Here is a 15,352-nt window from a genome sequence, read left to right on the forward strand (position 1 = left end):
TTTTGATAGGGAGGGAGAACAATGCCAACGCTACACATCCTGCTTGTGGAAGATCAGCAGGACAACATCAGCGCCTGGAATGACCGGGCGGCCACTCACAATGCAGACGCGGAAGCACACGGCTTTGCGGTTCAGACCGTCACTGCACGATCAGTGGCCGAAGCTCAACAGGTCCTCCGGACGCAGAAGCCAGACGCCGTCGTTGTCGATCTGAGGCTGCAGACCGAAGGGCAGATGGAGCCGAATGATCATGGCAATGCGCTGGTCCGCTATGCACTTGGCTCCCATCCGGTGGCAATCGCGATCTATTCCGGACAGCGACAGGAAGCCGAGGTCGGCGACGTTCCTCAAGTCGAGGTTTTCGACCGTGGCGATGGTCTCGATCCAGTTTTCAGCTGGCTTGCGAGGCAATACAAGATGCTCTTGCAGCTGCGAACAACGAGGGATGCCGTGGAGAGAGAGACCGCGCGGGTGTTCTTTCGTTCTATCTGGCCTCGATGGAAGAACTGGGCCAAGGACGACGGCGCTGACATCGGCGGCATGCTCGCCCGTCATGTTGTCGCGCATGTTCACGATGCACTGCTGGATGCCGACGGCGGAAATGCGCACCCAGAAGAGACGTACTTCATGCCCGCGATCAAGGAGCGGTTGGACACTGGTGACCTAGTCAAGTACGAGGATGGTTTGTGGATCGTCGTTACGCCCCGCTGCGATCTCGCTCAGGAGGGTAAGGTGGAATCGGTTCTGATCGCCCGTTGTGCCGATGTCTCCAAGCGCTGGAACGAAAAGCCGAAGGAGCAGCCACGCATTGCACAGCATGATGGGTCTCACAAGCTGCACTTCCTTCCCCCGATGCTTGACCACGATGGAAAGCAGCTCGGGCCTTGGTTTGTTCAGTTCAACGATCTGAGGGCTATTCCGGTCGCGCAGATCAAAGAGCTGCTGACAGCGAACAGATGGGCGTCCCTTGCGCCTCAGTTCGTTCCGTCGTTGGTCGAACGCTTTGGCGCCTACTTCAGCAGGATTGGGACACCGGCGCTTTCGAGCCCGTAGGATCTTTTCGCCTTTGCCTCGGAGCTTGAGCGCTGCGGATGTCAGCGGAACGGTGTTCACATGCCTGTCGGTGGGAAGCTTGTCCGACCGCCATCGTTGCGATCGGAGCAGCATGTGTGGTGGCCGGCCGCCAGATAGCTGTCGGGATCAAGCTATAGCTCGAAGCGCCCTTCCGCGTTGAAGGCCACCCCTCCAAGGGTTTTCCCTTTGTTTTGTGCGGCTCGGCAACGGGCTTGTGCCGCAGCCGAGGGCCCCCTGATTTAGCCTGGCAGAATGACAGAACGTGCGATGAGTACTTTTGGGGCTCACTCGCGATGTGCCTACAGACAAATGCAGAAAAAGAAAGCAGCGATACCCGTCATCGATCTTTTTGCCGGGCCAGGGGGACTCTGCGAAGGCTTCTCATCCGTTCTGGGCACCAACGGCGAGCGTCGCTTTGACGTCAAGATTTCCATCGAGAAGGATCCAATCGCCCATCGGACATTGATGCTTCGGGCGATCTTCCGCAAGTTCCCGAAGGGCAAGGTTCCGGACTGCTACTACGACTATGTCCGCGGCAAGATCGGTCGCGAAGAGTTTCTCGCACACCCTGACATCAAGGTCGCTGCTGAGCACGCGTCCAAAGAGGCCCGCTGCGCGGAGCTGGGCGTCATCCCTCCTAAGGAGGTCGACGGATGGATCCGAGAGGCTCTGGGCGGGAAGACCGACTGGGTGCTCATCGGAGGGCCGCCGTGCCAAGCTTACTCTCTGGCTGGTCGTTCGCGACTGCGCGGGAAGGACGTGAAGAAGTTCGAGGCCGACGCCAAGCATTTCCTCTACATCGAATATCTGCGCATCATCAAACAGTTCTCTCCGGCGGTGTTCGTCATGGAGAACGTCAAGGGGATGCTGAACTCGACCAACTCCGGCAAGCGCATCTTCGAGCAGATTCTTGCTGACCTGAAAGCGCCCAAGGCAGACCTCAGCTATGAAGTCCGTTCGCTTGTGGTCCACAAGGCAGATGGTGAGCTGGACCCCAACGACTATGTGATCGAGGCCGACGATCATGGCATCCCGCAGAGCCGGCATCGAGTGATCCTCTTTGGCATTCGCTCAGACGTGGCTGCGGCGACCCCCGCGCTACGGGACCGGCCTCAGAGTTTTCTGCTTCGCAAGCAAAAAAAGAAGATCGGCGTGAGCACCGCCTTGGCGGGCCTGCCTGATCTGCGTAGCCGGTTGTCCAAAGAGCCGGATTCGCAAGAAGCTTGGATCAAGGCCGTAAAAGAATCGCCCAGTACCTTGGCTGGCTGGAAGGCGCCGCTGCGTTCGACCATAGAGGCAGCGATGGAGAAGTTCATCAAGAAGGCCGAGAAGCACAAGACGTTTGGCGGTCCATTCATTGAAACCCCTGTCACCCCGGGAAATAACATGCCGAAGGATCTTCGGCAGTGGTATCTGGACCCCAAGCTCGGCGGCGTCCTGCACCACGAGACGCGAAGTCACATGCGGTCAGATCTTCACCGCTATATGTTCGCGGCATGCTTTGCCGCGACGCAGACATACGCTCCGGACCTGCGCAACTTCCCGCCCAAGCTGCTGCCAGACCATGTGAACGTGGACGAGGAGACGATACCCTTCAAGGATCGCTTCCGCGTCCAGATCGGCAAGCATCCGTCGTCAACTGTGGTCGCCCACATCAAGAAGGATGGGCACTACTACATCCATCCGGATCCGGGACAGTGTCGCAGCCTGACGGCGCGTGAGGCGGCTCGCTTGCAGACTTTCCCCGACAACTACTTCTTCGAGGGGAACCGGACGGAGCAATACGGGCAGATCGGCAACGCCGTCCCGCCGCTTCTGGCCAAGCAGATCGGTCAAATCATTTCCGACTTCATGTCAGCACCGCGCCGACCAACGAAGCGTTAGTTTAGTTTTTGACCGCGGTATTGCAAAACGGGTGAGCCATTTGGCCGTTTGCGACATCACCAGTGCCACCGTCTTGGCGACGAACTATGTGGTCATACGAAACTGACTTCGTTGGATGCAAGTAGCCCTGGCAAATTGGGCAACGCAGAGCTCCGGCAAGCGCTGCCGTTACAAACAACATCGACTTTGCGTCATCGCTAAAGTTCAACGTGTTCTGGGCTGAATTCACGTCCAGAATTCGTCCGCGCAGGCCGAGTTGTGCAATTGCTTCCTCCGCTATTGGTAGCTCGCCTGAGGCGCCTACCTCGATGAGGTATTCAAATAGCTGCTTCATGCGGGGAACCCGCTGAGCTTTGCTCATGTTTTGCTGAATAAGAGCAATCAGCGACTTGTTGGCGACGAGAAAATTCTCAATGATGCTTCTGGCGCGAGTGAATTTTTTGAAAAATTTAGTATCGTTGTTCCTGACGCGTTCCGTTAAGAGTGCAGTCATCCCAAGAAACAAAAAACGATTGTATTTGCCTCGTTCGTTGTAAAAATAAACTGCTGGATGCAAGCCAAGACTTCCTGGTGTATTGCCCGTTATGCGGTTTAAGATTTCAATCGATCTTCGTAGGACACCGATTGTTTCTTCACCGGTCTCGTCATTGGGCTGCTTTTCAATCGCCAAGGCTTCCGACGTGCTAGAACCGGAGAGCATCAAAAAGTCTATCAGCAAGGAAAGAGCTTCGACAGGTGATACGGATCCCCCAAAAGGTACGTCAAGCGTTTTGAGAGGTATTTTTGATTCTGGTTCAAAAAGTAGCTCGTAAAAGTCGTTAGCAAGCTCCTCTAGCTTATCTTTGTGGTTCTGAGAAAAGCTGGACCAGTATTTGTGCCCTGTCCCGGATCGCAAGATCGCCCGCGCACCAATGGCAATAGGTTTGCGTCGATTTCTTATCAGCATTTCCTCCGTGTCGTCGAGCGGAGTTCCTTGGGAATTAATCTTAAAAAATGACGTTTCAGCGACGTCTGCATTTCCTAGTACCCATTGGAGATTCAAGGCGCGAGTAAATAGACGGTTTGCCCGTTTTACGGCGACTGCGTCATCGGATACCTTCGTGCCACTGAGATTGCGCAGGTTTGAAAATCTGCCTATTTTTTGCTCTATCAGTTGCCGGGTGCGTCTTGCAGTCTTTTTCTGCTCTTCTGAAATTTCGCCTTTGTAAAAACTGAGGCTCAGTGCGCCGTCGCCGTAGTCATCTTCAATCCAGGCGCGAAGTGCGCTCAGTCGGTGTCCTCCATCAATTACAAAAATATATGTTGGAGATTTCCACAAAATCAGCGACGGAATTACTTCGTTGTCGAGAAAGCTCGCAATCAGAACTGCGACCTGCTCGGGCGACCATTGATTGGTTTCTCGTTGAAAATCGGGTTTGCGGAGTAATTTTAAGATGGCTGAGTCAGCTTGAAGAAAGCTTATTGGAAAATTCTGAACCAAGTCGACAGTGAACTCTTCATCGGCAATCGCAAAATCTGCGCGCGGTATCATTGCATCCAGCGTCACGCGTTGTACCATTTCATGCCCTTTCTAATGTGCATGCATTCGGTGATTTGCGAAGGTGGCGCATTTATTTGATAGCTTAAAGATGCAACGGGCCACTGATTTCGCCTAGGTTTTCGCTTCCTTCCACCCACTGGCGGAGTGCTTCGGGTAGTTCGGCGACCGTTTTCGAGTCTCGTGTAGCGCATTCCCACACATTTAGTACGCGCCAACCCATCTCTATCAAATCCGCCGTTGCACGCTGATCACGTTGCAGGTTCCCCTGCAGCTTTGCTTTCCAAAATTCTGTTCTAGTTGAAGGGGTCTTGGCATATTTGCATCCCTGATGCGAGTGCCAAAAGCACCCGTGTACAAAGATCGCGATTTTTCGGCTCGGCATCACAATATCGGGCGTGCCCGGCAGGCTGCGTCGATGCAGTCTGAACCGATAGCCAATGCCAAACAGTGCCTTGCGGACCAGCATCTCGGGCAATGAGTTCTTGCCTTTGATGCCAGACATCATTTGGCTTCGCTTGGCGGGGCTGACGATATCGGCCATGTTGGATGCGTCACGATACGCGGAGACGAGCCGGCAAGCTGATCAGGCGGGCTTGACCTCCGGAATGCCGTCGGCCGGCTCCGAGTAGCTCGCGCCCATCACCGCATCCTTGCATTCCGGCCGCTTGGCCCACTCCGACACCATGCGCCCGCCGGAGGTGGCGTGCAGCGTGTCGTTGACTTCCTTGGCCCAGGTCGCGATCTGCTCCATGAGCTCTGCCGAGACCGCCTGCTTCTCCCAGATGCGGCTCAGGTCGATGCGCGAGCCCAGCTTCTCCGCGAGTACGGAGATCGTGTAGGCCGTGACATTGGCCTGGAAGGCTTGGAACATCGGCCGCAGAAGCTTTTGGGCGTCGCGGTAGAGCTTGGCCTTGGCGATCATGGCCTTGTAGTCGGCCACATTGGGTAGCGGCGCTTCTTGGCCGTCGGCCGGCGAGAGCGCCGCCATGAAGCGGTCGAAGTTCTTCTGCGAGCCCATGCTCACGATGTCGGGCTTGCGGTCCCAGGCGTTGAGGTACTTCGCCAAGTCGGTCTTGGTCACGCGCCGCGCGGTGGGGATGGCGTCCTTCAGGGCTTTGAGGCGGGCCGGCGTGGTTCCCTCGCGGGAGAGCAGCGTGTTGTAGCTGCCCGCGGCTCGCTCGTAGAACCATTGGCCGACGCCGTCGGGGCAGTAGACCGAGCGCGAGAGTTTCTCGATTTCGACATGGAACGGCTTGTTCGCCGAGAGGTCCGATTGGCGGACCGCGTTCTGGCTGTTGGCATATCGCGAGATGTCCGACACCAGGGCCTCTTCCTTGGTGGAGTCTTGCGCTTTCATGACGATGATCTTGGCCGGCACGCGCACTCGGCTCAGGTCGGTGTCGGGATACTTCTTCTTGGCGAAGTAGAGGGAGGCCGTGGTCTGCCCGCCGTTGACGATCTGCAGGCCTTTTAGCCAGGCAATACCTTGCTCGCCCTCGGAGGTCTTGCCCAGCACCATCTCGTCGGCCACGATGACGATGCCGTTGTTGTAAGCCATGAAGCGCTCGGGCGCGGTGCGGAGAGTTGACTGGATGCCGGCGTTGACGCCCTTGCCCTTGACGCTCAGGAAGGAGCGCACGTTGGCTTCAAGGAGGCGCGCACCGAATTTCTCGTAAAGCAGCCGCAGCGCTTCGCCAGGGACCGCCGTCATGGCGTAGTCGTAGTCGTCGCTTTCGCCGGGCACATAGACGCAGGGCAGGGGTGAGCCTGACACTTCTTTGAAGTCGACTACCAGCTCATCGCGCGGCTTGCCTTCGGAGGTGTGCCGGTGCAGCCGCTCGATGTCCATCACTTCCAGGCGCACGGCCTTTCCGCCGATGTCGCGCGTCTTGAAGCTCTTGGACTTGGCGACCCGGTCGGTGATGACGTAGACGCGCACCTGTTCGAGGTCGTTGTAGATGGCCTGTAGCGTCTCGGCGAGCGAGCGCACGTCGCTGGATTGGTCGAGCCTCTGGGCCATCCTGCCTTCGGCGCACTCAGTCAGAAAACGAAGGCAGCGCTCGGCGGCCTGCTTGGTTTCGGTGTCCGTGATCGGTGAGGGTTCCTCGGCGCCGGCATACAGGCTCACGAACAAGTCGAGCTGGTCGCTGTCGTCGGAGATGGAGTAGCCGCTCAGCCGCAGCTTGGCATTGACGACGGTCCCCTCATAGTGGCACTCGACAGGCTCGAAGGTCATGCCGATCTCCGACATGTGATCCATCACGATCCCGGCAAAGACCAGCTCCTCATACAGCGCGCCATCGCGCATTTGGGATTTCACGGCGGTCTGCGTCTCGCGCAGAAAATCCGACAGGGTTGAACTCATATCGCTCCCAACTTCTTCAATGCATCGGCGGTCGGGACGCTCGGCCCCGCGGCCTTGTCCAGATCGATCTCGTACGCGGCCTTAGTGACGCCCAGCGGGACACTGCCGGGGGTGAGACGGGGGAAGCTGTCTTTCACTTCGACGACGCTGGTTTCAGCCGGCGCGAACCGGCGGACATAACGGTCCGCGTGGGCGTCGAAGTAGCCCGCGGCGATCAGCCGCTCGCTCAGCAAGCGCACAGGCTCGGCGTCGCCTGCGACTACGTCGCGCATGTCCGCCACCAGTTCCGGCAGGCTCTGCCCGGTGTCGGTCTGGCGCAGCCGCACTCCGGCCAGGAAGAGCGGCTGGCGAACGGAATCGTCGAGTTGTTCCAGCGACCCGATCTTGGCAGGGAAGCCAACCGCTGACAGCGTGGCCTTCACCTCCAAAGAGCCGGTGCCAATCTCAAAGTCGCAAACACCGTCGAGCGGCCCCACCCACGATTCAATGGCAGAGGCCAGGGGAAGGCCCGCGTCGATGATCGCCCTCAGCAGCGTCAGCTCGCCCACCAAGCCGATCTCGGATTCGGGGCTGAGGGCCTGAGCGCCCTTACGCATGAATTCTTGCCAGGCGCGGATGCGTCCCAGGAAGACTCGCAGCAGCCGCTTCTCGTCGGCGCTTGACTCGGCGTCCATCGCGTGGGCGACGTCCGCCACCATGGCGGCGAAGAGCTCCAAGCTGCCGTGCACGCTGCGGGTGAGCGCGAGCCATGTCAGACCGTCGCCGCTGGGCTCCACGCGCGACACCGCGAAGCCTTGACCATCGGGGAGCTTCTCGGCTGCGGGGATCGCTGAGGTTGCAAAGCTCGCGAGGAGAGCTTCGTTCTTGTCGGGGAAGCTCAGGCCGGCCAGCAAGGAGCATGGGCCGATCGTGGCGATGGAGATGCTGCGCCAGCCGGAGGCATCCGCGCTATCCCGCAGCGAGCGCCAGGCGAGCTCGATGTCGTCAATCAGCAGGGCCATACTCTTGTGTCCAAAGCAGGTGGTCCACCGCGTATTCGACCTTCACGCCGGAGTCGCTCGATGGGAAGCTGACGCCAAAGGCCATGACCGGATTCTTCCGGTCAGCAAGCGCCTCGCTGCCCGCTTGCTGGGGGTCGAGCGGATAGAGCAGCAGGAGCCCGCGTTGCGGCGCGGGGGCGACGCCATCGGCCTCGGATCCCTTGCCGCGGATGAAGCGGATCGACGGGCCGTTGGGCGTGTCGGGTTCACTGGGCTTGACGCCGTTTTTCTGGCGGCCCGCGTCAGGGTTGAACATCTTCTTGGTGCGGGCCAGCGCCGCGCTCCACGCCGCATCATCCAAGTCGATCGCCTCGTCCCGGGGCGACAGCAGCCGGCCGATCGCGTATCGATCCGAGATGTCCTTGTCGGCTGTGCGCTTGGTCATCCTATCGATGGTCAGGCCGCCAGCGAAGGTGTGCTTGTCGCCCGATCCACCGCCCAGCAGTGCGACGGTCCACGAGGTCAGCTCGTTCGTCGTGGCCATGGAGCGGACGAAGTCGCGGAGCAGAGCGCTGTTGACCTTGCGCGCCTTCGGGTGCGTGATGAAGGACTCGAAGAAGTCGGCGATGTGGTCGGCCGGCACGTCGTTCCAGAGGAAGCCTTCCCACTGCTGATTTTGCGTGCCGCGCACGCGCTCGGGATTGGTCTCGTCGGGAGCGCCGCAGGCGGCGATGAGCTTGTTGGCCGTGTCGAGGTTCTGATCCAGGATCTTGCCGTCGTTGTGCATGGAGACGGTTTCGAGCAGATCGCCGCTGAACGACAACTGCAGGTTCTTGGCCGTTCGCATCTTCAACGGCGAGGTCACCAGCAGCACGGGATGAGATTGCACGCGCAGGCCGTAGTCGCGGGGGATCGCTCCGCTCTCGGCCATCGTGTCGAACTCCTCGCGCAGCTCCTCGGAGGCGTCGGCGATGTGGCCGAACCATTCGACAAGCTCTTCGGTCGTGTAGAGGCGGCAGAGGTCGATGTAGCCAGGGCGGTAGCCGAACCAGCGGCCCATCTGCATCAGCGTGTCATACATCTTCGTCGTGCGCACAAAATAGCTGGTGCAAAGGCCTTCGAGCGTCAGGCCCCGCGCGAGCTTGTCGCCGCCGATGGCGATGACTTTGAGCGCCTTGGCGCCTTCTTCGGCGTAATCAAGCGCGTCCTTGGCCTTGCCGTTCACCATGCGCACCTCAATGTCTGAGAGGACGTCGGGCAGCTTGGCGAGCACTTCGGCCCAAGGCAGGGCGGATGGCTTCTCTTCCGACTCGGTCAGCTTGGAGGCGATCGCCTCGGTAGTGGGAACGAAGTCGGACTCCCAAAGCGCACGCAGCTCGTCGAGCAGCGCCTCATGGTCGATCCCGCGGGTGATCCGCAGCTTCATCTTCTGGACGAAGTCTTCAACCTGGCGGTGCACTTCCTTTTGGACGAGCGTGAAGCGGGTGACGTGAACGAGCATGGAGGAGTGCTGCGCGCCTTGGCCGCGGGCTTCCCGGGCCGCGCAGGCCAAGACGAACGAACGGACGGCCTCGCGCAGCGAGGGCGGCAGCGCGTCCTGCCCCATGTGGGCCGGAGCGTGGTCTTTTTGATGCTTCGCCGGCATCCAGCCATCGCGGCCGTCATCGCTGGCGTGGTCTTGGAAAACCCGGGTCAGCGGCAGGCCGCTGCGTCCCTCGGGCGTTTGCAGGCCGAAGACGCGCGCCGGGCCGACGTAGTTGGAGGGGGCTGCGAGGTTGACGATGAACGATTGCGGGAAGAGGTCGGGGCCTTCCTCGGGTGTCTCGTTCTGGCGGTGGATGAAGATGTTGGCGAAGGGCGTGGCCGTGTAGCCGACGTAGGCCTTCTTGGCGAAGGTGTTGAGGATCTTGCGGATCCGGCTGTTGATGGCCTTGGGCTCGTGGTCCTCGTCGGGCTTGCCATCGGCGCCGATGTGCTGTTCGCCGGTGTCGACCGAGGCGTGGTCGGCCTCGTCGTCGATCAGCAGCAGCGGCAGGTTCGAGACGAAGCGCTTGCCGTGCTCGTCGGTGGCATCAGCCACATGGCCCCGGATCCATTTCAGCAGGCGCTCCAGCACCACCTTGTGCTTCTTGACGACGAAGAGCCAAGGGCGCTGCTCCGGGGTGATGGCCAAGTGCTTGGCGATCTTCGTGTTGAAGTCGCCGGTGTTGGTGCGATTGGTCGCGCAGTTGGGCTTGATCTCGAAATCGCGGCCATGCTCGCCGACGCCGATCAGCTTGACGATGTCGCCGTTGGCTGAGGTCTCGTAGCCGAGGAAACCCTCTTCGAGGCGGATCTGCGTCTGCGAGCGCAGATTGTTGTGCAGGCCCGCCAGGATGATGATGATCTTGTAGCCGGAGTCGGCCGCTTTGCAGATCAGGCCCGAATAGTTGGCAGTCTTTCCGGACTGCACGTGCCCCACGACTAGGCCGCGGCGGTCCCACGCCCCCGCGCGGCCTGGGTCCTCCATCCAGCCCAGGATGCGGTCGGTGGACTTGTCCAGCGCATCGACGGCGGTCACGGACATCTTGCGTTCGAGCATGTCGCGGTATCGCGGCCAACATCTCCAGTCCTTCTTGCGGGCCGCGTTGAGCCAAGCCTCATGGTCCGTCGTGTCCGACATGCCGGTGTCCCGACCGATCCACTGGCTGTACCGCCGGATCAGCTCGGCGATGACGGCGTCTTTGTCAACGGCGCCTTCATTGCCCGGCGCGACGACCGAGGCGGCGATGTTCACCTTCTCGGTGATCAATGCCGCGGTGATGGGCCCCTTGTCCTGATCAGCGACGAGCAGGCTCTGAGCGATGCTGAGCGCCGTCGCGGTCGAGGTGCTGAACTCTGGCATTCGATCCTCCCCCTTTTGTATGTTCTTGGGACTAGGCTGAGCCAGGGCCGCCAAGCCGCGCGATCTGCCCTGGATAGTTCTGGAATGGCTCCGTCGACAGCAGCGAGCGCTTGGCCGCTTCGACGGACATGCCGCGGCGCCCGATCATGTCGGCGAAGAGCGTGCGAAGGACCGTCGCGACGGCCTCTGGCGGCTCGCCCGAGAAGCCGGTCTTGGGCGTGTCCTTGTTCTCCGCGGTGTCCAGCCAAATGCGTTGGACGGGCACCGATTCTTCGATCACCCGCAGCATGGCCTTGACCAGCGGCGCGAGATCGCCCGCGCTGTCCAGCACGGCAGCGACCGCCGGATGGGTCGGCTCGATCCGATAGCGGATTCCATCCTTCACGCGGTCGACCCGCCACGCTTGCTCGATCGGCGTGTTGCGCTGGGCGGGCATCGGCGTCCCGCGGTAGGCGAACACCCGGCGAGCGCGCTCGCGCGTGTCCTCGGCCAACCGGGTCAGCCATGCCCGCAGCGCCACCGGCGGGCGTGCCGTCGACTTCCGAACGTCGATTTTCCAGTCGGCGTCGGCGGTGTTGGGAATGTCGAGCTGGATGCGCGCCAAGCGGTGCGCTTCTTCGCGGTTCCAGGCCTTCGAGTTGCCGAGGCCGAGCCAGCCCCCAGCGACTAGCAGCCGCTCGTTGCGGAAGACGTAGAAGCCTTGCTGCGCGGTCCAGCCTGCCGGCCCCTCGTTCTTCTTGAACTCGTCCTTGGTCAGCTTGTCGTGGTGGGGCAGGACATGGCACTGCGCCACTACCAGCCCGCTGTCGGTCCGCATCGGCGCGGGCGGCGAGGTCCACGGCTTGGCGGGATGCCCCGACATGAACGGATCCCAGGGCTCGACGGCTCGCCCATTGAGCAGCAGCTTGATCCGCGCGCGAGGGCCTTGCAGCAGTCGATGGAAAACCATCGCAAGGTGCGCTTCGACCACCACCGTCAACGCCAGGAAGTCGTCGACCGTGTAGCCGGCGGTGACGATGCGGTCGAGCTTCTCCCACAGCACCAGCGTCCCGGACGCTTTGCCGTCGAGGCAGACGAGGTGACGCTCGGATCCCTCGGTCGGGCCTTCGAAGAGCAGCCAATCGCTCTGCGGATCGGCGGCCAGCTCGTCGAGATCCCACCGCAGGCAGCTCCGCCCGCCTCCCTTCGCGCTGGCGACTGTCAGGCGGCGGCACTGCGAGAGCGACGCGGTTTTCAAGCCCATGCCAAAGCGGCCAAGATCATGGGCCTCGCGCGTTGCCAAGGGGTTCTTGTCCCCGAGCCGCATCGCGCCTTCGAGCTCCGGGTCGCTCATGCCGCGCCCATCGTCCAGGATCAGCACGCGGCTGTCGCGCCCGTCCCACTGGAAATCGATGCGGACCTCGCCCGCGCCGGCAGATATGCTGTTGTCGACGATGTCGGCCAAGGCCGCTGCTGTCGAGTAGCCCAAGCCCCGTAGGGATTCGAGCATCGCCATCGCGCGCGGCGGCGCCTTGCGGGTCTTCGCGGTCATTTCCAATAGCCCTTCCCTGGCCAGAACGCGAAGCCGAAATCTAGGAGCCTGCGGATCAGCCGGCGGTGCGTGTTGTCGCGGGGCTCCAGGAGCTCCACCCAGATGCTTCCGGCGCTCTGCCGCTCGTCATTGACGGGGACGCCAAGCTCAAGGGCCTTCGCGAGGAGCTGGTCCAGGGCGGAAGGTTTCGAGGAGCCGGCTGGCTGCGCGGGCTCGCGTGGCGGCCGTGGCGCCCCCTGCCGCGTCGGCTTCGCGGGCGGTTGGATGAGTTCGGCGGTATCGGGCGCGTCGTCGCCCTCGGGCTCGGGCGCGCTTTGGGCGAGGGGGTTCTCTTCCGGCTGCAAGCCCAGCGCCATGCGGGCGAAGGGCTCCGATCGACCTGGATGCCGGAGCTTTCTGAGCGCCTTGGCTTCGATCTGCCGGATCCTCTCGCGCGTGACCTCGAAGCGCATGCCGATCTCGTCGAGCGTCAACGCCTCGTCGACCCCGATGCCGAAGCGCATCCTCAGGATGCGCTCTTCCTTGCGGTCTTTAGTCGACAGCGACGAGATGTAGCGGTCCACCGCCCAATTCAGTTGAATTTCGTCAACAACGTCTGCGGGGTCCGGCGACGCGTAGGCGTCGCGGGCGTCGATGGCGATCATCCCGTCGACAGTCGCCTCGTCAATGGAGGACGGCTCGGGCGCGATGCGCATCAGCGCCGCGAGCTTCTGGGAAGGCATTTCCACCCGCTCCGCCAGCTCGGCGAGGGTCGGCTCGCGGCCAGAGGCTGTTTCGACGGCCTGGGCAATGCGCTCCGCGCGCTGCAGCTTTTCGAAGATGTGGACCGGCACGCGGATGGTCCTGCCCTTGTCAGCGACGTGCCGGCTGATCTGTTGTCGGATCCACCAGGTGGCGTAGGTCGAGAAGCGAAAGCCGCGGCGCCAGTCGTAGCGGTCGACGGCTTTGAGCAATCCGATATTCGCTTCCTGCGCCAAGTCGTCCAGCGGCTCCTTGCTGTACAGGTATTTCTTCGCGTGGAAGAAGGCCAGCTTCAAATTCGCCGCCGTCATCCGGTCGCGGTGCTGCCGAAAGCCGGCCATGGCGCGCGCGAACGCGGGGCAGGGCGCCGATCCATGCGCGGCATCGATCAGTTCCAGCAAGAAGCGGCGGTTGAGGCGCAGGCTAGCAAGAGCCTGGCGAATATCCTGGAGCGAGGCCCTAGGGACATCCTCGGCTTCGGTCAGCGCTGCCAGCCGACGGAGCGCATCGGCGAAGCCGGCTGCGCCAGCGTCAGCATGCCCCATGTTCCTCTGCTCCCCTTCGTCTTCCGTGGCGTCTTCGGAGTTCTCCACGGCAGGTTCGCCCGCTTCCAAGTCTTCGGCCGACGCAGGCTCCGGGTCAGGCTCGCCGCCAACCCAGATCGAGGAGAGCTGGCGCGATCCAGCGATGGCGTCCGCGCCGGCTGCCAGAGTCCGCGCGATGCCATCAGGCCAGCTCGCCAGTGCGTCGAGCGCCACGTTGAGGGCAGCTTCCATGTCCTTCGCGAGCCGGACCTCCTCTTCGGCGGTGAGCAGCCGCAGACGCTGGAACTCGCGCTGGTAGATCCGAAGCGGCTCATGGCGGGGCGACGCGGCCCGATCGATCGCCACAAGGGCTTCATTGAGGGTCGCCTCTTCGTCGGGCGTCTCCTCGGGGTCCACGAACACCTCGAAGCTTTCATCTGCGCCGGAGTATTCAAAGCGTTCGTCGGCCTCTGCGCCGAGGTCGTTGATGACCATGGCCAAGTAAGCCTCGGCCTCAGGATTGGCCGAGCGGTCCTCGTTGGTTGACTGGGCTTGGATATCCAGCGCGGGGACGCTGCCTTCCCGGAGCGCCCGCAACAGAAGAAGCCTGAGCCTCGCGCGGCCTTCGGCATCGTCCGCCCGAGCCAGTGGCAAGGCCACTTCCGGAAGGTAGGCGTCGATGTCATCCCATTCGACAGAGGAGTCGATCGGCTCGTGGGCCGTGATGGCGATTTGGACCGCGCTGGCCGACTCCACGACCACCGAGTCGGCTTCGGGCCGCGTTGGCTCCTCTTCGACCTCCCAGCCCGAGAGGTCGAACTCCCCGTCGTCCAACTCGTCGAGGACGGGCGCTAGGGGCGGGGCGGCCTTCTGCGCTGGAGACTCGGCTGCCGTATCTGGTTCAGTCACCGCCGAGGTCGCAGCCGGTTCGGCCGATGTGGCTGCTTCGGCTATGGGATGGGCGGGGAGGGCAGGCTCAGAAGCAGTATCCGGCCCAAGGACGACTTCTATCTCGGACGGCGGGAAGGAGGGAAGCGGCAAGCGCGCGGCGTCGAGGATCGCCGCGGCCTCTTCCGCCCCGGCCACGATGGCAATTTGCAGGGCTGTTCTGCCCGAAGGGTCGAGCAGGCCGCGATCGGCTCCTGCACTCAACAGCAATTTGCAAATGGCTGGCTTGTTGCGGACGGCGGAGAGCATGAGGGGCGTCATGCCGCTGGCGTCGCGGGCGTTGAGGTCGTCGCCTCGATCGATGTGGATTTGAACGGCGCTCTCGACGCCGGCCATCACGGCCATCCGCAGGAACTGGCTCAGAGGCTTGGCGCCGGCGACGTCCGCTTCGCTCACCTGGGCGCGCCTCGGCCGCCCGGACTATCCGCGGACTCCATCGGTGCATTCCTCGGCGCGCAGTCACACTCCATAGTGAGGCGCTGGTCTTGGCCAAGCACTCGTTTTCCCCTGCGGCCGATGCGGCCTTTTTTGTGTTTACTAGCGGTTAAAAATTCTACAGGTCGCATGTAAGGGAGCCCGTGTTCACACCGAGAACTTTGCTGTTTGTGTGAGCGGACCTCAGGCGGTGGCGTGACCGGAGAGATCCTGATCTCCGTCCTCTCGCAGGACGTGGCGGCGGTCGACCCGCTCAGCTCCAGAACCGCGATCGCGTTAAAGAGGCATTCATACGCGACGCTCTTGGATCGGCTCATGGGCCAACGCCGGCCCGGCCGCTGCTTCTGTGGCTCGTGGTGCCGCCCACGCCGCTCGCGGTCAGCATGTGCTCCACCGACGCGCAGCGCGGTGGCCGCAGGCGCCGCCGCCAAGGCTCATAGGCAGGT

General features: G+C 62.0%; 9 protein-coding genes. 2 read left to right on the plus strand and 7 right to left on the minus strand.

Annotated features, from left to right (window positions below; translation table 11 throughout):
• Window positions 1-21 precede the first annotated feature (21 nt).
• Together QM732_RS04605 and QM732_RS04610 are read left to right on the plus strand one after the other, a co-directional pair.
• Window positions 22-1,053: a hypothetical protein gene (locus QM732_RS04605; RefSeq protein WP_415655013.1), complete on the plus strand. Its 1,032-nt coding sequence runs from the start codon at window positions 22-24 to the stop codon at window positions 1,051-1,053.
• 330 nt (window positions 1,054-1,383) lie between these two features.
• Window positions 1,384-2,958, plus strand: a complete 1,575-nt coding sequence (locus QM732_RS04610; RefSeq protein WP_415655014.1) for a DNA cytosine methyltransferase — start codon at window positions 1,384-1,386, stop codon at window positions 2,956-2,958.
• A 1-nt stretch (window position 2,959) separates the two neighbouring features.
• Here QM732_RS04610 and QM732_RS04615 read toward each other — a convergent pair whose 3' ends face one another.
• From QM732_RS04615 to QM732_RS04645, 7 genes are all read right to left on the minus strand, one after another.
• Window positions 2,960-4,504: an HNH endonuclease family protein gene (locus tag QM732_RS04615; protein ID WP_415655015.1), complete on the minus strand. Its 1,545-nt coding sequence runs from the start codon at window positions 4,502-4,504 to the stop codon at window positions 2,960-2,962.
• Window positions 4,505-4,580: 76 nt separating this feature from the next.
• Entirely contained in the window at window positions 4,581-5,039 is a 459-nt protein-coding gene (locus tag QM732_RS04620; protein ID WP_415655016.1) for a very short patch repair endonuclease, read from the minus strand.
• A gap of 42 nt (window positions 5,040-5,081) precedes the next feature.
• Window positions 5,082-6,863: an AIPR family protein gene (locus QM732_RS04625; protein ID WP_415655017.1), complete on the minus strand. Its 1,782-nt coding sequence runs from the start codon at window positions 6,861-6,863 to the stop codon at window positions 5,082-5,084.
• Window positions 6,860-7,864 (minus strand): PD-(D/E)XK motif protein, encoded by a 1,005-nt coding sequence (locus QM732_RS04630; RefSeq protein ID WP_415655018.1) that lies wholly within the window; start codon window positions 7,862-7,864, stop codon window positions 6,860-6,862. The genes QM732_RS04625 and QM732_RS04630 overlap by 4 nt, the downstream gene beginning before the upstream one ends.
• Entirely contained in the window at window positions 7,848-10,727 is a 2,880-nt protein-coding gene (locus QM732_RS04635; protein ID WP_415655019.1) for a Z1 domain-containing protein, read from the minus strand. The genes QM732_RS04630 and QM732_RS04635 overlap by 17 nt, the downstream gene beginning before the upstream one ends.
• Before the next feature lie 31 nt (window positions 10,728-10,758).
• Window positions 10,759-12,258 (minus strand): ATP-binding protein, encoded by a 1,500-nt coding sequence (locus tag QM732_RS04640; RefSeq protein WP_415655020.1) that lies wholly within the window; start codon window positions 12,256-12,258, stop codon window positions 10,759-10,761.
• Window positions 12,255-14,867, minus strand: coding sequence for a sigma-70 family RNA polymerase sigma factor (locus tag QM732_RS04645; RefSeq protein ID WP_415655021.1), 2,613 nt, complete (start codon window positions 14,865-14,867; stop codon window positions 12,255-12,257). Before QM732_RS04645 ends, QM732_RS04640 begins: the two co-directional genes overlap by 4 nt.
• Window positions 14,868-15,352: the final 485 nt, after the last annotated feature.

This window comes from Roseateles sp., assembly GCF_047654805.1.
Classification (GTDB): Bacteria; Pseudomonadota; Gammaproteobacteria; order Burkholderiales; family Burkholderiaceae_C; genus Pelomonas.